The sequence below is a fragment of the Streptomyces sp. YIM 130001 genome, assembly GCF_003574445.1.
Classification (GTDB): Bacteria; Actinomycetota; Actinomycetes; order Streptomycetales; family Streptomycetaceae; genus Streptomyces.
The window spans coordinates 22,585-40,691 of record NZ_KZ984560.1 but is presented as its reverse complement, the minus strand read 5'-3'; the positions used below and the strand labels follow the sequence as shown (position 1 = coordinate 40,691).

At 72.3% G+C, this 18,107-nt stretch carries 20 protein-coding genes; 12 read left to right on the top strand and 8 right to left on the bottom strand.

The annotated features are described in order from the left end of the window. Positions 1-299: 299 nt before the first annotated feature. Positions 300-902 carry a flavin reductase family protein gene (locus DSC45_RS22675; protein WP_240434781.1) on the top strand — a complete coding sequence of 201 codons (603 nt, stop codon included), beginning with the start codon at positions 300-302 and terminating at the stop codon, positions 900-902. Between the two features lie 82 nt (positions 903-984). Here DSC45_RS22675 and DSC45_RS22670 read toward each other — a convergent pair whose 3' ends face one another. The 3 genes from DSC45_RS22670 to DSC45_RS22660 form a co-directional block, all read right to left on the bottom strand. Beyond that, positions 985-1,428 (bottom strand): hypothetical protein, encoded by a 444-nt coding sequence (locus tag DSC45_RS22670; RefSeq protein ID WP_119293762.1) that lies wholly within the window; start codon positions 1,426-1,428, stop codon positions 985-987. A 280-nt stretch (positions 1,429-1,708) separates the two neighbouring features. Further along, the gene (locus DSC45_RS22665; RefSeq protein ID WP_119293761.1) at positions 1,709-3,211 is read right to left on the bottom strand and encodes a helix-turn-helix domain-containing protein; all 1,503 of its coding nucleotides are present in this window, start codon (positions 3,209-3,211) and stop codon (positions 1,709-1,711) included. A gap of 137 nt (positions 3,212-3,348) precedes the next feature. Continuing rightward, positions 3,349-4,047, bottom strand: coding sequence for a 2-phosphosulfolactate phosphatase (locus DSC45_RS22660; RefSeq protein WP_119293760.1), 699 nt, complete (start codon positions 4,045-4,047; stop codon positions 3,349-3,351). A gap of 336 nt (positions 4,048-4,383) precedes the next feature. Here DSC45_RS22660 and DSC45_RS22650 point away from each other — a divergent pair, with 336 nt between their 5' ends. Beyond that, on the top strand, positions 4,384-4,569 hold the full coding sequence (locus tag DSC45_RS22650) for a hypothetical protein (protein WP_119293758.1): 186 nt from the start codon (positions 4,384-4,386) through the stop codon (positions 4,567-4,569). 36 nt (positions 4,570-4,605) lie between these two features. On the opposite strand, the gene DSC45_RS22645 is transcribed toward DSC45_RS22650, so the two are convergent. The 3 genes from DSC45_RS22645 to DSC45_RS22635 all read right to left on the bottom strand — a co-directional run bounded on the left by DSC45_RS22645 (position 4,606) and on the right by DSC45_RS22635 (position 6,513). After that, positions 4,606-5,073, bottom strand: a complete 468-nt coding sequence (locus tag DSC45_RS22645; RefSeq protein WP_119293757.1) for a GNAT family N-acetyltransferase — start codon at positions 5,071-5,073, stop codon at positions 4,606-4,608. 5 nt (positions 5,074-5,078) lie between these two features. Continuing rightward, a complete protein-coding gene (gene arfB, locus DSC45_RS22640; protein ID WP_119293756.1) occupies positions 5,079-5,507 on the bottom strand; it encodes an alternative ribosome rescue aminoacyl-tRNA hydrolase ArfB in 429 nt (142 codons plus the stop codon). 112 nt (positions 5,508-5,619) lie between these two features. Further along, a complete protein-coding gene (locus tag DSC45_RS22635; protein ID WP_119293755.1) occupies positions 5,620-6,513 on the bottom strand; it encodes an SIS domain-containing protein in 894 nt (297 codons plus the stop codon). 206 nt (positions 6,514-6,719) lie between these two features. Here DSC45_RS22635 and DSC45_RS22630 point away from each other — a divergent pair, with 206 nt between their 5' ends. From DSC45_RS22630 to otsB, 3 genes are all read left to right on the top strand, one after another. Beyond that, entirely contained in the window at positions 6,720-7,985 is a 1,266-nt protein-coding gene (locus DSC45_RS22630; RefSeq protein ID WP_240434780.1) for an ABC transporter substrate-binding protein, read from the top strand. Between the two features lie 41 nt (positions 7,986-8,026). Continuing rightward, positions 8,027-8,290 carry a DUF3263 domain-containing protein gene (locus DSC45_RS22625; RefSeq protein WP_119293753.1) on the top strand — a complete coding sequence of 88 codons (264 nt, stop codon included), beginning with the start codon at positions 8,027-8,029 and terminating at the stop codon, positions 8,288-8,290. 115 nt (positions 8,291-8,405) lie between these two features. Beyond that, entirely contained in the window at positions 8,406-9,263 is an 858-nt protein-coding gene (otsB, locus tag DSC45_RS22620) for a trehalose-phosphatase (protein ID WP_119293752.1), read from the top strand. 24 nt (positions 9,264-9,287) lie between these two features. On the opposite strand, the gene DSC45_RS22615 is transcribed toward otsB, so the two are convergent. Beyond that, a complete protein-coding gene (locus DSC45_RS22615) occupies positions 9,288-10,073 on the bottom strand; it encodes an IclR family transcriptional regulator (RefSeq protein WP_119293936.1) in 786 nt (261 codons plus the stop codon). A 226-nt stretch (positions 10,074-10,299) separates the two neighbouring features. Here DSC45_RS22615 and DSC45_RS36940 point away from each other — a divergent pair, with 226 nt between their 5' ends. The 7 genes from DSC45_RS36940 to DSC45_RS22585 all read left to right on the top strand — a co-directional run bounded on the left by DSC45_RS36940 (position 10,300) and on the right by DSC45_RS22585 (position 16,742). Beyond that, positions 10,300-10,401 carry a putative leader peptide gene (locus tag DSC45_RS36940; protein WP_346426671.1) on the top strand — a complete coding sequence of 34 codons (102 nt, stop codon included), beginning with the start codon at positions 10,300-10,302 and terminating at the stop codon, positions 10,399-10,401. Positions 10,402-10,778: 377 nt separating this feature from the next. Next, positions 10,779-11,876, top strand: a complete 1,098-nt coding sequence (locus DSC45_RS22610) for an ABC transporter substrate-binding protein (RefSeq protein WP_119293751.1) — start codon at positions 10,779-10,781, stop codon at positions 11,874-11,876. Positions 11,877-11,884: 8 nt separating this feature from the next. Further along, entirely contained in the window at positions 11,885-12,961 is a 1,077-nt protein-coding gene (locus DSC45_RS22605; RefSeq protein ID WP_119293750.1) for an NrtA/SsuA/CpmA family ABC transporter substrate-binding protein, read from the top strand. Next, positions 12,961-13,848, top strand: coding sequence for an ABC transporter permease (locus DSC45_RS22600; protein WP_119293749.1), 888 nt, complete (start codon positions 12,961-12,963; stop codon positions 13,846-13,848). The genes DSC45_RS22605 and DSC45_RS22600 overlap by 1 nt, the downstream gene beginning before the upstream one ends. Then, the gene (locus DSC45_RS22595; protein WP_205571397.1) at positions 13,845-14,711 is read left to right on the top strand and encodes an ABC transporter ATP-binding protein; all 867 of its coding nucleotides are present in this window, start codon (positions 13,845-13,847) and stop codon (positions 14,709-14,711) included. The genes DSC45_RS22600 and DSC45_RS22595 overlap by 4 nt, the downstream gene beginning before the upstream one ends. Next, positions 14,712-15,605, top strand: coding sequence for an ABC transporter substrate-binding protein (locus DSC45_RS22590; RefSeq protein ID WP_119293748.1), 894 nt, complete (start codon positions 14,712-14,714; stop codon positions 15,603-15,605). Between the two features lie 12 nt (positions 15,606-15,617). Then, the gene (locus DSC45_RS22585) at positions 15,618-16,742 is read left to right on the top strand and encodes an LLM class flavin-dependent oxidoreductase (RefSeq protein WP_119293747.1); all 1,125 of its coding nucleotides are present in this window, start codon (positions 15,618-15,620) and stop codon (positions 16,740-16,742) included. Here the strand turns inward: DSC45_RS22585 and DSC45_RS22580 are convergent. Beyond that, a complete protein-coding gene (locus DSC45_RS22580; RefSeq protein WP_119293746.1) occupies positions 16,675-18,081 on the bottom strand; it encodes an alpha,alpha-trehalose-phosphate synthase (UDP-forming) in 1,407 nt (468 codons plus the stop codon). The genes DSC45_RS22585 and DSC45_RS22580 overlap by 68 nt on opposite strands. Positions 18,082-18,107: the final 26 nt, after the last annotated feature.

Here is an 18,107-nt window from a genome sequence, read left to right as displayed (position 1 = left end):
ACCCCTGTGACTCAAGTCACAAGCGGGGCGCGGCAGATGGGGCGCAGGCGACGTCGCGCCCCCAGCCGGCCGCCCGCCCTTACGGAACGCAAAGCAGCCCTTCGCGCAGGTGGCAGGGTCGGTGGTGGAGCGATGATCCCCTCGGATGCGCGGGCACACGCCCGGCGCGCGGCCCGGGTACTCGGCGGGGGTACGTGGAGGACCGGCCGGGCCGCGGACCTAGGACCCCGGCCCGATGTGCCGCGCCGCGGCCGCGATTAGCGTTGACGTGTACCCCTCGTACTGAAGGTCGTGTCCCTGTGCTCGAGTCCACCGTCGTCCCACGCGTACCCCACCCCTCTGTGCATGCTGAGGGGGTGAGCAACGACGAGTTCCGCGCCGCCATGTCCCGGCTCGCCGCCGGCGTGGTCCTGGTGACGGCCTGCGAACCGCCCCTCGGCGAGGACCCGCCCAGCGCCGCCTCCCCTGCCGGGCGGCACGACATCACGCGCGGCGAGGACGTGGGGATGACGGCGACGGCCTTCATGTCGGTCTCGCTCGACCCGCCGCTGGTGCTCGTCAGCCTGCGCAACGGCTCCCGCATGGACGACCTGCTCGACGAACAGCCGCTGTGGGGCGTCTCGGTGCTCTCCGAGAGCCAGCGGCACATCGCGGGCCGTTTCGCCATGAAGGGCCGGATCAGCGACCGCCTCCTCTTCGACGACATCCCCTACACCCGCGGTGAGGTGTCCCTGGCGCCCCTGGTCGGCGGCGCCCTCGCCACGCTCGAGTGCCGCACCGAAGAGCGCGTCCCGGCCGGCGACCACACCCTCGTCATCGGCCGTGTCCTCACCGCGTCGCTGCCGTCCGACTCGGGGGGTCCGCTGACGTACTTCCGGGGGAAGTACCGGCAGTTGGGGTGACTTCGCGCGCCCTTCTCGACGCGAACGCCGATGGTCCGTCCGGTGCACCGGACGGACCATCGCCTGTGAGTGGCGGCAGGGGTCAGCTGCGGCCGCCTCCGTGCGAGGCGGATCCCCGCTTGTGCAGCTTCACCTTGACCGAGACGTCCTTGCCCTCGCCGAAGCTGTCGTTCTTGCGCCACTTCTTGCCCGCGGCCAGCTTCTTGGAGACCTTCAGCTTGCCGTTGACGTAGCCGTAGACCGTCGCGGTGGTGGCGGTCTTGTTGTGCGCGGTCCAGACCTCGCCGTACGACTGGAAGTTGATGGCGGCCTGGGTCTTCTTGTTGCCGCTCCAGTAGCGGGCGGTGATGACGTCGATGCCGCCCTTGTCCGGCTTGCCGTCGTAGATGGTGCCGTACGACTTCCACTTGCCGGCCTGCGCGTCCACGGGCTCCGCCGAGGCGGCCGTACCGGCGACCGCGACCGTGCCGAGTGCGGTGGCCGTGACCACTGCGGAGCGGAATCCGCGCGACTTCAGGATGCTCATGATGTGCTCTCTTCTCCGCACCGATTCCCCCGGGCGGTGCGTCCCCCGACGGCCTCCCCCGAGGCCGCTGCGGTCGCCAGGGGTGGCACGGCTCCCCCCGGAGCCGGTACGGCCTCCCCCGATGACCGTTGCCACGACGGTAGGCGGAGTCGTGGGGCAGGGCCAATGTGCACGGTGCGCAGAATCCGGGGCCGGTTGTGCACGGTGCTCAGGCCGTCCGGCGCGATGTCCGGACCACCCCGTGCCATGAGCTCGCGGGGTGACGCCCGGACCGCTGCGTTCACTGCGCTCGGGCCGTGCGGGCGGATGTGATGGACAGGGCGTGGACCACGTCGTGGACCGCTGTGCCGTGGGTCAGCAGGTCGAGGCCGATCGCGGACTCGGCGGCGCGCAGGTGGGCCCGCACCGTGTTGCGGCTGAGGCCGAGCCGGCAGGCGGTCTCCTTGGCGTCGGTGTCGGCGTCGATCCAGGCCTCCAGGGTGCGGCGGTGGCCGGGTTCAAGGGGCCGGAGCGTGGCGCCGGCCCAGGCCGCGGCCGGCTCACCGCTCAGCAAGTCGTCCAGGCTGGGCGGCGGTTGACGGCCGTCGCCGGCCCCCCTGCCGTCCCCGGCGCGCAGGGTCAGGGCCAGTTGTACGGCCGCCCTGGAACGGACGTGGGTGAGGCTCCGGCCCAGGGACAGTTCCGTACGCCTGAGGTGTGCGGCCACCGTGTTGCGGCTCAGGCCGAGCAGGCGGGCCACGCCGGACCGGGGCATGCTCATCGCCAGGCGGGTGACCTCGATGCCGGACTTCGGCGCCGAGTCCAGTGGCCGCAGCAGCGAATCGGCCCACCGCCGGGCCGGGCCGGCGGGGAGCACATCCGCCAAAGAGCTCCGGCCGTCGTGGAACACCACGCGGTCGGCCGCGGTACGGGTGGCGGACAGGGCGTGGGCGGCCTGGGCGTACGCCGCTGCCGTCGCTTCGAGCGGGTGCGCGCCGCTGATCCCCAGCGCGTAACCCGGGTTGTCCCGTACGAGGCGCCGCAGGAACTCGCCGGGACGGTCCGCCCGGTCGCCCCGCGGGCCCGCCGCCTCGTCGTCCTCCGCGACGAGACAGATCAAGTGGTCCTTGAAGACCGGGCAGTGCACCAGCAGGTCCCTGCCGTGATAGCCGGACGCGTCCTCCCGCATCCGCGCGATCCGGTCCCGGTCCGCAGGGCAGCGCAGGAGCTGGACGCGCACACGGGCGGCGTCGAGCAGCGGCGGCACGGCACCGTTGGTCATCCGCCGGGCGAGCAGCGGCTCGCCCGCCAGTAACGCGTGCAGTACCGCGAACCGCAGCTGACGGGCCTTGTGCTGGTACCCGAGCCGGCTCCGGTCGCCGCTCACCGCACGGCGCAGCAGCGTCAGCACACTGCCGGTGTAGGACGTGAGCGCGCGGGCGTCCCGGGTCGGCTCCGACCCGCCGACCGTCACGAGCACGGGCCGTGGCTCGTACGGTCCGAGGGCTTCGCAGCTCACGTGCAGCGCGCCGGACCGGGTCGCGGCAGCGCCCAACTGCCCGCCGGACAACCGCGTGAGCAGCGGAGCCAGTGGCCGCAGCACGTCATCCGGGAAGCCGGCCGTGGCCGTCTCGACCGAGCCGCGCGCGTCCGTGACGAGGGCGTGCTGGGCGCCGGTCCGCTCGTGCAGCCAGTCGAGGACGCGCTGTACGTCCGGCCCTGCCGAGTGCTGGGCCTGACGGCGGATCTCGCGCATCAGCCCGTCCAACTGGCCTGCCTGTTCCTGTCCTTGTGTACCGTCCATCGTTCCCCCGAACCGCTGCCGATGTACGTGTCTCTTCGGAGGGACGTCGGGCGGTCGGCTCGGCGTTGCAGGGGTGGGGGAGGACGCGACGGTTCCGTGACAAAGCGGGCGGGCCGGGCCGGGCCGGGCCGGCCCGGTCAGGGCAGCCGGCTCCGGGCGGCCGGCACCGCGACGGGGCGCAGTACGGTCAGGGACTCCTCCTGGCGGGCGACCATCGCGAACGCGAAAACGTCGATCTCCAGGCAGAGTTCGACATCGTCCGGGTGGTACCCGCTCCGCAGCCCGCCGGCCAGGTCGGCGGCGGCACGGGACGACCTGGCCCGTCGCAGATACGGGTCCGCCTCGACCTCGCTGCCGGCGATGCGCCGACCGATGTACTCGGCGCAGGCCAGGTCCTCGTCGGCCCGGCCTCCCTCACCCGTGACCACGAACGTCACCGGACCGCACCCCTCGGACTCCAGGAACCGCGCGGTCGGGCCGGCCACCACGAAGCTCGCGCACAGGACCATCGGGGCGTCCGCCACGGCCAGCGCGCCCACGGTCCCTGCCGTCGTCTTCTGCACCAACGTGCGCCCGGTGAAATCGCGTGACCTGAGCAGGCCGGGCGAGTTCACCGCGTCGAATCCGGCGGCCGGTGCCCCGTCCTTCAGCGCCAGCCAACCCGGGTTGGCGTCCTTCAGGTCGAGCGCTTCACGTTCCGTCGAGGCGAGCACGATCCGCTCGACGCCGCGCGAGAAGGCCCAGGCGGCCACGGTGAAGGCGCGCATCACGTCGATGACGACGGCGACGCGGGGGACGCCGGTCAACTCCGGGATGCCGACGTAGCGATGATCCATCGCACCATGGTGACCGGGGCCCGCGGCGGCCTCGATGCCGGGTCACCGCGTCCCGCGCGGGCTCGGCCCGCTCGGAGCAGGCGCTCGGCCCTGCCGGACTTCATGTCGAGCGTCATCCGGCGGAGGGCGTCGCGGGAGTCGGTGACCGCGTGGGGCTCGGCGACGCACGCTGTGCACGCCCTGCGACCGCTCGCCGAGTCCTGCCGCGTCGCGTAGAGCTTCGGCCAGTCTCTGGAGCCGGCCGGCGGCACTCGCACCAGGGGCACTCAAGGTCGAGTCCGCCTTCGGCAGGGGGCACCCGCGCCTGTTTGCGGGCCGGCAGTCCTCGAGTACTGGATGGTCGGTGTGGAGCTGCTGCTCGGCACCGGCGGGGCCCGTATCAGGGTTCCGCGCGATGCGACGGCGGGCGTCGAGGGCCTGCGCACCGAGTGGAAGGGCGTGCGCCGCACGGTCGGTCCCAGGCGTGCCCGGCCCGGCGGCTTGCGGATCCGTGTCTTCGGGACCGTCGGATCGGACGCCTGAAGATGCGCTGTGCGCGGCGCTGAGGGCGACTCGTGTTCAGCTCGCCACCCGTGGCATCGCCCCGACCGCCGGCGTCCGGGACATGAAGACGTCCACCGGGTCCGCGGAGTCGACGGTGAAGGCGTGACGTTCGTAGAGGCGGCGGGCCGGGCTGCCGCGCAGGACGTTCAGGCGGACGGGGACGGCGTGGTCGTCGCACCGGGCGAGGAGTTCGCGCAGGACGCTGGTGCCGATGCCGGAGCCCTGGAGGTGCGGGGTCAGGTAGAAGTGCTCCAGCCAGTGGGCGTCCGCGGCCGGGCGCAGGGCCACGCAGCCGGCGAACTCGCCGTCCACTTCGATGACTTGGGTATGGGCGGGCGCGAAGCTGTCGCGCAGGCGCCTGCGTACGCGGTGCTCGTCGTAGCGCCCGAGGCGCTCCAGGTCCGGGCGGAGGACGACGGCGCGGAGTGCGGCCACGGCTTCGACGTCGCCCGCCGACGCCGGGCGGAGTGTCCGGGCAGGCACCGGTCTCAGGTCCAGTTCTTGCCGGAGCGGCCGCGCTTCGTGTCGCTGCGGGCCTTCTTCTGGCGGAGGCGGCGTTCGTTGATGCCGCGGGGGATCTTCGTCGCGCGGCGGGGGCGCGGTGGCGGGGCCGTCGCCTCGGCGAGGAGGGAGGCGAGGCGGGTGGCGGCCATCTCGCGGTTGCGCCACTGGGAGCGGTGCTCGGAGGCTCGTACGGTGATCACGCCGTCGACGAGGCGGGAGGCGAGGCGCTCCAGGGCGCGCTCCTTCCAGACGTCCGGCAGCGCTTCGGTCCTCGCCAGGTCGAAGCGGAGCTCCACGCGGGAATCGCTGGTGTTGACGTGCTGGCCGCCGGGTCCTGAGGAACGCGTGAAGCGCCATGCCAGTTCGGACTCTGGCAGGGCGACGTTTCCTCGGATCACATAGGGGCCGGACATGGCCCCTATGATCCCCGCTTCCGGGCGGTGCGTCACCCCGGTTTTCGGCGTGTGCGGCAGGGCCCGCGTCCCGGTCCTCCGGCGCCGTCGAACGCCGGAGGACCGGGCTCGGTCAGGAGAGGATCACGCTCCGCGAGAGGTTCCGCGGCCGGTCCGGGTCGTAGCCCTTCGACTCGGCCAGCGCGACGGCCAGCCGCTGCGCCCGGATCAGATCCGCCAGCGGGTCCGCGTCCTGGCGGGCCACCAGATGGCCGCCGACCCGGTCCACGTCCCCGGCGAGACCCTCCGGCAGGCTCCCGAACATCCACGCCACCCGCCCGGGTCCGGTGATCGAGATCGGCCCGTGCCGGTACTCCATCGCCGGGTACGCCTCGGTCCACGCGCCCGCGGCCTCCCGCATCTTCAGGCCCGCCTCGAGCGCGAGCCCGTACGTCCAGCCGCGGCCGAGGAACGTCCACTGCTCGGCGCCGAGCACCGCCTCCGGCAGCGGCTCGGTCACCGCGAGCTCCGCGTCGACGGCCGCGTCCGCGACGGACTTCACCCCGGGGATGTCCCCGAGCCCGGCCCGCAGGAACGACAGCGCGGTGGTCGCGAATCGGGTCTGTACGACGGACTCCTCGTCCGCGAAGTCCAGTACGGCGACGGCGTCCGCGGTGTCCATCACGGGCGTCCCCGGATCGGCGGTGAGGGCCGACGTCGGTACGGTGCCGCGCAGTTCGCGCAACAGGTCGAGCACCTCGGTCGTGGTGCCGGACCGGGTGATCGCCACCACCCGGTCGTAGGCCCGCCCGCCCGGGAACTCCGACGACGCGAAGGCATCGGTCTCGCCCTGTCCCGCGGCCTCCCGCAGCGCCGCGTAGGCGATCGCCATGAACCAGGACGTGCCGCAACCGGTGACCGCGACCCGCTCGCCGGGCTGCGGGAGCCCTTCGAAGACCGCGGCGGCCTCGGCCGCGCGGCGCCAGCAGCTCGGCTGCGTTGCTATTTCTGCTGCGGTACGTGACATGCGCGTGCGGCTCCTCGAACAGGCAGGACAGCGGGATGGCACGTGCATAGCAGGTGGGAAGGACCGCGGGCAACGGTGCGCCCGCCGTGCGGCAGCGCCCTGGCCGTTGCAGAAGCGAGATGTGGGTGGTGTAGACCTATTGGGCGGCCTTTGCACGGGGGAGCGGCCGACGGAGGACTGCGGCAACATATGAGGGGCAACAAGCGGTGCAGCGGCGTAGGACTGTTCTGACGGCGGCGACGGCCGCACTGGGGATGACGGCGGTGCTCGCCGGGTGCGGGATGACCTCCGGCTCGGACGAGGTCACACTCAAGATGGTCGCTGCCGATTACGGCGACAACGCGGGCAACAGTTCGCAGAAGTACTGGGACGAACTGGCGAAGAACTTCGAGGCCGAGCACTCCGGCATCAAGGTCGACGTCGACGTCTACTCCTGGAAGGACGTGGACGCGAAGGTCGCCGCCATGGTCCGCAAGGGCGAGGCCCCGGACATCGCCCAGATCGGCGCGTACGCCGACTACGCCGCGAGCGGCAAGCTCTACAGCGCCGACGAACTGCTCTCGGTACCGGTGCAGTCCGACTTCCTGCCTTCGTTGACCGAGGCCGGCGAACTCAAGCGCACGCAGTACGGCCTGCCGTTCGCGTCCTCGACCCGACTGCTCTTCTACAACAAGGAGCTCTTCGAGAACGCCTCGCTCACGCCGCCGAAGACCTGGCCGCAGCTCGCCGAGGACGCGCAGAAGCTGAAGGCCAACGGGGTGAAGTACCCCTTCGCGCTGCCGCTCGGCGCCGAGGAGGCGCCGGCTGAGACTCTGATCTGGATGCTCAGCGGCGGCGCCGGTTACACCGACAACACCGGCGCGTACACGCTCGATGACGAGCAGAACGTGAAGACCTTCGGCTGGCTGAAGGACAAGCTGGTCGCCCCGGGCCTCACCGGTCCGGTGGCGCCGGCCGAACTCAACCGGCAGGACGCCTTCGACGCGTTCTCGAGCGGCGACGTCGGGATGCTCAACGGCCATCCGACGCTGATGAAGCAGGCCAGGGCGAAGGGCGTCGACTTCGGGATGGTGCCGATGCCGGGGCCCGACGGGAAGTCCGAGGCCACGATGGGTGTGGCCGACTGGATGATGGGCTTCAAGCAGAACGGCCACCGCGAGGAGATCGGCGAGTTCCTCGACTTCGCGTACAGCGAGAAGAACGTCGTCGAATTCTCCGAGCGCTACAACATCCTGCCGGTGACGACGTCGGCTTCCGAAGCGATGGCGGCGGACACCTCGCACAAGGCGCTCAAGCCGTTCATCGAGGAGCTCGACTCCTCGCAGCTGTACCCGGTCGGCAAGACCTCCTGGGCGCAGGTCAGCGCGGAGATCAAGAAGCAGATCGGTGGGGCGGTATCGGATGCCGGCAGCGCGGCGGACGTGCTGAGCAGTCTGCAGAACGCCGCGACGGCCGCGGAGGCGGCGGAGTAGCGGACGCTGGGGGTGTCCGTGGTGCGCGTTAGCGTGGGCGCATGAGCGAGGAGGAGCAGGCGGCGGCCGACGGTCCCGAGGGCGGGCTCTCGGCGCGGGACCTGGCCGTACTGGCCATGGAGCGGCGCGAGTGGCCTTCGCCCGGGGTGAAGGAGCGGGCGATCCGCGAGGACCTCGGCATGTCGCCGGCTCGCTACTACCAGCGCCTGGGCGCGCTCCTGGACGATGTCCGGGCCGTTGCCCACGACCCCGTCACGGTCAACCGCCTCCGTCGGCTGCGGGAGGCGCGGAGGGGCGCGCGGTAGGGCTTGTCGGCCCTTTCGGTGCGGCGGCCCCGCGGGCCACCTTCGAGCGCCGGTCGGGCCGGACCCACGATGTCCTCGATCGCCGGAGGGGCGGGAACTCGGTAGGGTCGCTGCCATGGGGACCGAGTCGCACCGTGCCGCGCTGCCCGAACCCACCACGCCCGCGGGGCGGGACGCGTTGCGGGCCGTGCGGGAGGAGCCGGAGCGCGCCGTCGTCGCGCTGGACTTCGACGGGACCCTCGCGGAGATCGTCGCCGACCCCACCCGTGCTCGCGCACACCCCGCGGTCCTGGCCGCGCTCACCGCGCTGGCGCCCAAGGTCGCGTCCGTCGTCGTGGTGACGGGCCGGCCCGCTGCCGTCGCCGTCGAGTACGGCGGGTTCGGCCAAGTGCCGGGCCTGGAGCATCTGGTGGTCCTCGGTCACTACGGAGCCGAGCGCTGGGACGCCGTCAACCGCACCGTGCAGGCGCCCCCGCCGCACCCGGGTGTAGCCGCGACGCTCGCCGAACTCCCCTCCGTGATCGCCGATTCGGGCTTGCGCGACGAGAGCTGGATCGAGGAGAAGGGGCGTGCGGTGGCCGTGCACACCCGCCGCGCCACCGACCCTGCGGCCGCGTTCGACGCGCTGCGCGCACCGCTGGACGCGCTCGCCGCCCGCCACGAACTGATCGTCGAACCCGGTCGCTACGTCCTCGAACTGCGCCCGCCCGGCATGGACAAGGGCGTGGCACTCACCGACCACCTGCGGCGGTACGACGCACGATCCGTCCTCTACGCCGGCGACGACCTCGGCGACCTGCCCGCGTTCGCCGCGGTCGAGCGGATCCGCACCGACGGCACGGGCCGCACCGGTCTGCTGGTCTGCAGCGGCAGCACGGAGGTCACCGAACTCGCCGCCCGCGCCGACCTGGTGGTCCCCGGCCCGGCCGGAGTCGCAAGCCTCCTGACTGCGCTGGCCTCCCAACTGCCTTGACCTACCGGGGTGTTGGGTGCGCGCTCAGGTGGACGCGGGGCCGCCGCGCTCGCCCGGCGGGAGCAGCAGTACTTCCAGGGCATGGGTGCAGGCGCGAGCCTGGTCGACGAACCAGGGCATGCGTTCGTCGGTGATCACCTCGGGGGTCGCGCGGACGGCGAGGGCGAAGCGGGCGGAGCCGCCGCGGTCGAGAACGGGGACGGCGAGGGTGCGTACGCCGTGGGCCGACTCGCCGTCGTTGAGGGCGTGGGCGGCCTCCCGCACCTGCTCCAACTCTCTTGCGAAAGCCTCGACTTCGACGATCGTGCGATCGGTGAACGCGCGCAGCGGCGGCAGCGTCTCGGGGCCGCCCTCGCCCGGCCGGGGCCAGGCGAGCAGCACCTTGCCGAGGGCCGTGGAGTGCAGTGGTCTGCGCAGGCCGACCTTCGGAGTGACCGAACCGCCGGCCACGATCACCGCGTACGGGCCGCTGCGGATCGCCAGGTCGGCGGTCGCGCCCGTGCGCCGGGCCAGCTCGGCCAGTTCCGGCGAGGCCAGGTGGAGGCCGCGCTGGTGGTACGAGAGGCGGCCCAACTCCGTTACGGCCGGCCCGAGTCGGTAGCGGGCGGTCCGGGCGTCCTGCTCCAGGAACCCGGCGCCGAGCAGGGTCCTGGCCAGCCGGTGCGCGGTCGAGGTGGAGAGCCCGAGCCGTCCGGCGAGCTCCGAGGCGCTGAGGTCGGGGGCGTTGTCGTGGAAACAGTGCAGTATGTCGAGGGCCCGCTGCACGGCCTGCGCGCCGCCGGGCGCGCGCCCGGCCTCCGCCTGTCTCACGAATGTCACCTGTGGCCTTCCTCGTCGGTCCGGCGGCGTCGGCTACGGCCCCTCGGAGATCCCACATTACGGCAGCCGAAAACGTGCCTACTCCGGGCAGGAAACACTGAGTTCACAGTGAGTCCCACATCATGGGAAGGTGCTTGCCCGGCTTCCGTGGGCCGTGCCAGGCTGCTTCCATCGTCGCCGGCCACCGGGCCGGCGCAGGCGGGAAGGGAGCAGCGCGTTGTCCGTCACCGCCTCCGTTCCGCTCACGCCCGCTCCGTACGGGCTCACCCTGCGCCGCCATATCGACCTGGGCCGCGTCTCCAGCGCCTGCTGTTGCTGACCCGCGGCGACGGGTCGCCGTGATCGCGCTCATCAGCGGGCCTTCGGGCACGTGCGTGAACACATCCGTCGGTAGGGCCATGAGCGCACCCGTGAGCAGAGCTGTCGCCGACAGCCGTGAGCGCATGCGTCGGCGCGGCCATGCGTACAGCCAGGAGCACGCACCGCCGACTGGTCACCCCCTGTAGGCCTCCTCCGACGGACACGCGCCCGCCGATCGGCCTCTTTGCCGCCTGCTGCCGCCCTTGCGTACGACCGGACGGGAACCGGCGATGTCGTCGATGCCTGCGATGACGGCGATGCCTCCAGTCCGCCGCGTCCCGTCCCGCCCAGCCCAGGGCACCCGCACCCTTCCGCACCCCAACCCCGGGAACCACCATGCCGATCGCTCCCGCCCACCGGACCACGGCACCGCCCTCCACCACCCTCGCCACACCCGACACCCTCTGGTACACCCGCTGTCCCGTCCCCACCGCGACCGGTATCGCCGCCGACCGCGGTTGGCTCGCCGACGAGTTCGCCCCCGAGGGCATCGCCGTACGGTCGCTCCAGGACGGGGGCCGGGACGTGGACGCCGCCGCCCGGCGTACGCACTACACGCACGCCCTGCCCGGACTCTTCCGGGAGGGCGGCAACGTGCCCGCCCTGTGGGCCCGTTCACGCGGACAGCGCACCCGGCTCGTCGGCCTCACCTGGATCGAGGAACGGCAGACGGTGCTCGTCTCGCCGACGTCCGGCATCCGGGGCGCCGGCGCCCTGCGCGGCCGTCGCCTCGCCGTACCGCGGCACGACCTGGACATCGACTTCTGGCGGGCCATGGCGCTGCGTGGCTTCGACGGCGCCCTCGCCTCCGCCGGACTCGCTCCCGAGGACGCCGTACGGGTCGACGTCCCGGCCGGCCGGCACACCGGGCAGTGGGCGGCCGAACTGGACGCCCTGCGCCGCGGCGAGGTCGACGCCGTCTACGTGAAGGGGGCACTCGCCGTCGAGGCGGCGCGCGACGCAGGTGCCGAGGTGGCCGTCGAACTCGACGAACTCCCTGATCCCGCCCACCGGGTGAACAACGGGACGCCGCGCCCCATCACCGTCCACCAGGACCTGCTCGACGCCCGCCCCGACCTGGTCGACCGCTTCCTCGCCGTCCTGCTGCGCGCCGCCGACTGGGCCGCGGACCGGCCGGACGAGGTGAACCGGATTCTCGGCGCCGAGACCGGAGCCGGCTCGACGGGCGTGCTCGGCGCCTACCGCCCCGGCACCCACCGCACTCTGCACCCCGGCCTCTCCGAGGACCGGCTCGCCCTGCTCGTCCGCCAGGAGGAGGCGCTGCGCGGCCACGGCTTCCTGCCCGAGCGCGTCGACGTCGGCGAGTGGGCGGACCCGGGACCGCTGACCCGCGCCGCGGCCCGGCTGCACGAGGCCGGAACGCCCGGCCCCGCCTCGCCAGATTCCCCGACCCCGCCCCGTCAGGACATCTAAGGACCCCCATGCGTATCCCCAGCACCCCCGCGCGCATCCCCCGCACCTCCCGAGCCCCCCGCACCTCCCGAGACCCTCGAACGCCCCGAGTCCCCCGGACCGCGGTCGTCGCCCTCGCCTCCGCCGTGGCGCTCGCCGCGCTCTCCGGCTGCGGGACATCGGAGGCCGACTCGTCCGCCGGCTCCGGCGGCAAGCAGGTCACCGTGCGCATTCCCGACCCCGGCAATGCGGGCGTACTCGCCGCCGGAAAGAAGGACGGATCGCTCGACAAGGCGCTCGGCAAGGTCAATGCCAAGGTCGCCTGGACCGGCAGCTCCGGCCCCTTCGAACCGTCCGCGCAGGCCATGAACGCCGACCAGCTCGACGTCGCCACCGGCTCCATCACCTCCGGCATCACCTCGCTGACCCAGACACCCGGCTTCAAGTTCTTCACCGCCACCGCACCCGACGGTGCGGGCGAGGGCATCCTGGCCCGGAAGGGCTCCGGAATCGACTCCGTCAAGGATCTGGTCGGCCGGAAGGTCGCGGTCAACAAGGGCGGCACCGGCGAGTACCTGCTGCTCAAGGCGCTGGCCGAGGAAGGCATCCCGCCCGACAAGGTGGAGCGGGTGTATCTGCGGCCCGACCAGACCGCATCCGTCTTCAACACCGGCAAGGTCGACGCCTGGGCCGTCTGGGCCGCCTACTCCGTGTCCGAACTCGGCACCGGCAAGGCGCACTTCGTCACCGACGGCAAGACCATCGGTTCGGACAACTACAGCCTCACCGCCGTACGCACCGAGTTCGCGAAGCAGCATCCCGAGGTCGTCAAGGCCCTCTACCGCTATCTGCACGACGGCAGCGTGCGGCAGAAGAAGGACCCGGCGGCGTACCTGAACGTGAACACCGACGGCGGCCCGCAGGCGCTCACCGGCAAGGCCAAGTCCGTGCAGATCGACTTCATCCGGCAGGGCGGCACGGTCGAGCCGGTCACCGACCAGGACGTCGCACGGTTCGAGGAAGCGGCCGAGTTCTACGCCGAACAGAAGGTGACCCGGACCAAGGTCGACGTCGCCGAACACATCCTCGACATCGGGAAACTGTGATGGCGACGGCCCAACTCCCCTACGAGAAAGGGCAGAAGGCCGGCGAGCCCCAGCGGGACACCGCGACCGCCGGCCTGGTCGCCCCGCGCCCGCCGGCCCGCAAGGCCCGCTCCCGGACGTACGCCCTGACCGTGCGCGCCCTCGGCCCGCTCGCGCTGCTCGCCCTGTGGTGGGCGGCCGCGGCGACCGGAGTGCTCACGCCCGACGTACTCGCCTCACCGGCCGACGTCGTACGGGCCACGGGCGAGCTGTGGGGCAACGGTCAGCTGCCCGACGCCCTCTCCACCTCGCTCACCCGCTCCGGGATCGGCCTGCTCATCGGGCTCGTCGTCGGCCTCACGCTCGGTGTCGTCACCGGGTTCACCCGGCTCGGCGACGAGCTGCTCGACTCCTCGCTGCAGACGCTGCGCACCATCCCGTTCCTGGCGCTCGTGCCGCTGTTCATGGTCTGGTTCGGCATCAACGAGATCGCGAAGATCCTGCTGATCGCGGTCGCCACGACCTTCCCGATGTACGTCTCCACGGCCGGCGGTGTCCGCAACACCGACCGCAAGCTGATCGAGGCGATGCGCAGCTTCGGCGTCGGCCGGATCGGCATCGTGCGCGAGGTCGTGCTGCCCGGCGCGCTCCCGTCGCTGCTGGCCGGACTGCGGCTCTCGATGACGCTCAGCGTGATCGCTCTGATCGCCGCCGAGGAGATCAACGCGACTGCGGGAATCGGCTACTTGATGTCCCAGGCGCAGAGCTACGCCCGGACCGACATCCTCGCCGTCTGCATCCTGGTGTACGGGCTGCTCGGCCTCACGGCGGACGGGATCGTCCGGCTGCTCGAGCGGGTGCTGATGCCCTGGCGCACGGCAGGCCCGGGAGCGGGGGCGGGCCGATGAGTACCGCCGTACAAGTCAGCGGCCTGCGCCGGGTGTTCGGGGATCGGGCCGTGCTCGACGGGCTCGATCTGACCATCGGCAGGGGCGAGTTCGTGGCGCTGCTCGGAGCGAGCGGCAGCGGCAAGACGACCCTGCTGCGAATTCTGGGTGCGCTGGACGGGGCCGACGGGGGAGAGGTGCTCGTACCCGAGGCACGCACGATCGTCTTCCAGGAGCCCAGGCTCGTTCCGTCCAAGCGGGTCCTGGCCAATGTGACCGTCGGTCTGCCGCGCGGCAGGGCCGGGCACGGCAGCCGGGCGCTCGCCGAGGTGGGTCTCGAACGGCACGCGGACGCCTGGCCGGCGACGCTGTCCGGCGGTGAGGCGCAGCGGGTCGCGCTCGCCCGTGCGCTGGTGCGTGAGCCCGAACTCCTGTTGCTCGACGAGCCGTTCGCGGCGCTCGACGCACTGACGCGGCTGCGGATGCAGGACCTGGTGGGTGAACTGTGCCGGGTGCACCGGCCCGCCGTGCTGCTCGTGACCCACGACGTGGAGGAGGCCGTACGCCTCGCCGACCGGGTGTGCGTCCTGCGCGACGGCCGTCTCGTCACCGACGAACGTGTCGGCGTGCCGGGGCCGCGCGATCCCGGAGACCCGGCCTTGGCGGCGCTGCGCCGACGGCTGCTGAACGACCTGGGGGTGCAGGTTGCCGAGCCGCCAGGCGAACTCGCCGAACCGGCAACGGCGTCGGGTGCCACCACACCAGCCCGAACCGCCGAACCCGCTGAACCCGCCGAACCCGCGGAATCCGCGGAATCCGCCGAACCCACCGAGTCCGCCGAACCCGTAGAACCGACCCGCCCCGTCGAATCCGGAGTGATCTGAATGACCATCACCATCGGTGTGCACCACAGCAACCCGACCCTCTTCCACCTCGCCCACCTGTCCGGCCGCCCCCACCTCGACTTCGCGGCCGAGGAACTCGCCACCGTCGGCGAGACCGTGGCCTTCCACCCGTACACGAACGGCGTCCGCACCGGCGAGCTGCTCAGCCAGGGTGTGATCGACTTCGGCGGCACCGGCTCGACCCCGCCCGTCACCGCCCAGGCGGCCGGCCACGACCTCGTCTACACCGCCGTCTCCGCGCCGCGCCCCGAGCACGGCGCGCTCCTCGTCACCGAGGACAGCCCGGCGCGTACCGTCGCCGACCTCAAGGGCGGCACCGTCCACCTGGCGATCGGCTCCTGGCAGACCCATCTGATCGCCAAGGCCCTGGACGACGCCGGCCTCTCCTACGCCACCGACATCACCGCCGTCCGCAGCGACGCCGGCAGCGAGCGGCTGCTGCGGGACGGGGAGATCGCGGCCTGGGTCGCGCAGGGCCCGCAGTTGGCGGCCGCGCGCCGGGCCGGAGGCCTGCGGGTGCTGGTCCCCACCGGTGAGGTGATCAGCGACCGTTCGGTGTTCTTCACCCGGCGTGACCTGGCCGAGCAGCGGCCGGAGGTCGTCGACGCGCTGACCCGGGCGCTCGCGCGCGCCGACTCCTGGGCGGCCGAACACCCCGACGAGACGGCCCGGTTGGCGTCCGAGCAGCAGCCCGGAACGGTCGACGACTGGGAAGAGGCGCTGCGGTCCCTGCCGTGGCGCATCGAGCAGGTCGACGAGGCGTTCCTCGCCGAGCAGCAGGAAGCGGCCGACATCTTCCTGCGTACGGGCTTCATCGACCGCCCGGTGACCGTGGCGGCCGCCGTCGCGCATACCGTCACCGCGCAGAGCTGAGGGCGGACGGCGATGGCTTCCGAAGTCCTCTGGTACATCATTCCGCGCGAAGGCGCCTACCCCTGGGAGCCGGCCGGACGCAGGCCCGTCGACCTGGGCTATCTCCAGCAACTGGCCGGTTCCGTCGAACGTCTCGGCTTCACCGGCGCACTCCTGGCCACCGACCTCTACGACGTATGGCCGCTCGGCAGTGCGCTCGCGGCATCCACCAGCACCCGTTTCAAGCCACTGCTCGCCGTCCACCCGGGACTGATCTCACCGACGCTGCTGGCCAAGATGGCGCTCAGCTTCGACACCCTCTTCGGCGGCCGGCTGCGCTTCAACGTGGTCAACGGCTCGACCCGGACCCTGCGCGAGTACGGCCTCCAGGTCGAGCACGACCGGCGCTACGAGCTCAGCGCCGAGTACTGGTCGATCGTGAAGCGGCTCACCGCAGGTGAAGTCTTCGACCACAAGGGCGAGTTCTACGACCTCTCGGACGCGGGCGCCTCCTTCCGTGACCTGAAGCCGGTACAGGATCCGCACATCCCGCTCTGGTTCGGCGGCTCGTCCGCCCCCGGCATCGAGATGGCCGCGGAACATGTGGACGTCTACCTGACCTGGGGCGAACCCCCGCACCTGCTCAAGGAGAAGCTCGACCGGGTGCGCGAACGGGCCGCCGCGTACGGTCGCACCCTGCGCATCGGGCTGCGCCTCCACCTCATCGTCCGCGACACCGAGCAGGAGGCCTGGGCGGCGGCCGACCGGCTGCTCGACGTCACCAGCGACGCGACGTACGCCCGGCAGCTGGGCGAGCGGGCGGACGAGGACGGCGTCGGCTGGAAGCGGCAGTTCCGGCAGCACGGCGGCAAGGTGCCGGCGCACGCCCGCGAACTGGAGGAACACCCCAACCTCTGGCCCGGGATGAGCCTGTTCCGGCCGGGTCCCGGCACCGCAGTGGTCGGTTCGACCGCCCAGGTCGTCGAGCGCCTCAAGGAGTACGAGGATCTGCGCGTCGACACCTTCATCCTGTCCGGCAATCCCCTCCTGGAGGAGGCCCACCGAGTGGCCGAAACCGTCCTTCCGGCGCTCAGGTCGCCGGACCGCGCAGGGCGTCCAGTTGGTCGAGGAACCAGCGCTCCGGCGGGAGGGCGGTAGCGGCGGCGGTGAGGCGTGCGGTGCGGGCGGTGCGTTCCGCGGCGGGCATCGTCAGGCCCTGGTGCAGGGCCTCGGCGGTGGCGGAGATGTCGTACGGGTTGACGACGAGGGCGTCGTCCGAGAGCTCCGCCGCCGCGCCCGCCTCCCGGGACAGGACGAGGGCACAGCCGTCGTCGGAGACCACCGGGACCTCCTTCGCGACCAGGTTCATGCCGTCGCGGACCGGGTTGACCAGGGCCACGTCCCCGATGCGGTACGCGGCGAGGGAGCGGGCGAAGTCGTCCTTCAGGTGCAGCACCACCGGCGTCCAACCAGGCGTGCCGTACGTGGAGTTGATCTCCTCGGCGACCCGGGAGACCTCCGCGGTGTAGTCGCGGTAGACGGCCAGGTCCTGGCGGGACGGGTAGGCGAAGGCGAGGTGTACGACGCGTTCGCGCCACTCGGGGCGGGTCTCCAGGAGGAGCCGGTAGGCCTGCAGTCCGCGGACGATGTTCTTGGACAGCTCGGTGCGGTCGACGCGCACGATCGTGCGGCGGTCCGTGCCGCCGATCTGCTCGCGCAGTGCGGTGATGCGCTCCTCGACGTCCGCGCGGTGGGCGCGCTCGCGCAGGAAGCCGGCGTCCGCGCCGAGACCGTGCACACCGGTCTCGGTGCCGTCGAGGGCGTCCGGGCCGAGCAGGTCCGTGCAGCAGGCGGTGAAGGCGTCGGCCCAGCGGCGGGTGAGGAACCCGAGACGGTCGGCGCCGAGCATGCCCTCGAGGAGCTGTCGCGCCACGTCGTCCGGGAGCAGGCGGAAGTACTCGATGGGCGCCCACGGGGTGTGCGAGAAGTGGCCGATGCGGAGGTCGTCGCGGAGCTCGCGGAGCATTCCGGGGACGAGCGAGAGGTGGTAGTCCTGCACGATCACGGCCGCACCCGGCGCCGCCTCGGCGGCGAGAGCCTCGGCGAACGCCTGGTTGTACCTCTCGTAATGTGCCCACTGGCGGCGGAAATCCGGGCCGAACGACGGTTCCTGGGGCGTCTGGTAGAGCATGTGGTGCACGAACCACAGGACCGAGTTCGCGATGCCGTTGTACGCGTCGGCCTGCACCTCCGGCTCGATCGCGATCATCCGCACGCCCGGCTCACCGACCCCGCGGGCGACCGCCTCGCGGTCGCCGTCACCGAGCGCGGCGCACACCCACAGGGCGCCGGCGTCGGGACCGATGGCGGAGAGCCCCGAGACGAGACCGCCCCCGCCACGCTGTGCTTCCAGCGTGCGGGGGTCGGTGCCGGTGAGGCGGTACGAGACGGGGCCGCGATTCGACGCGACGAGCAGCTGCGCTGCTTGATCGGGCATGTGGCGTTACCTAGCCGGTGCGGGGG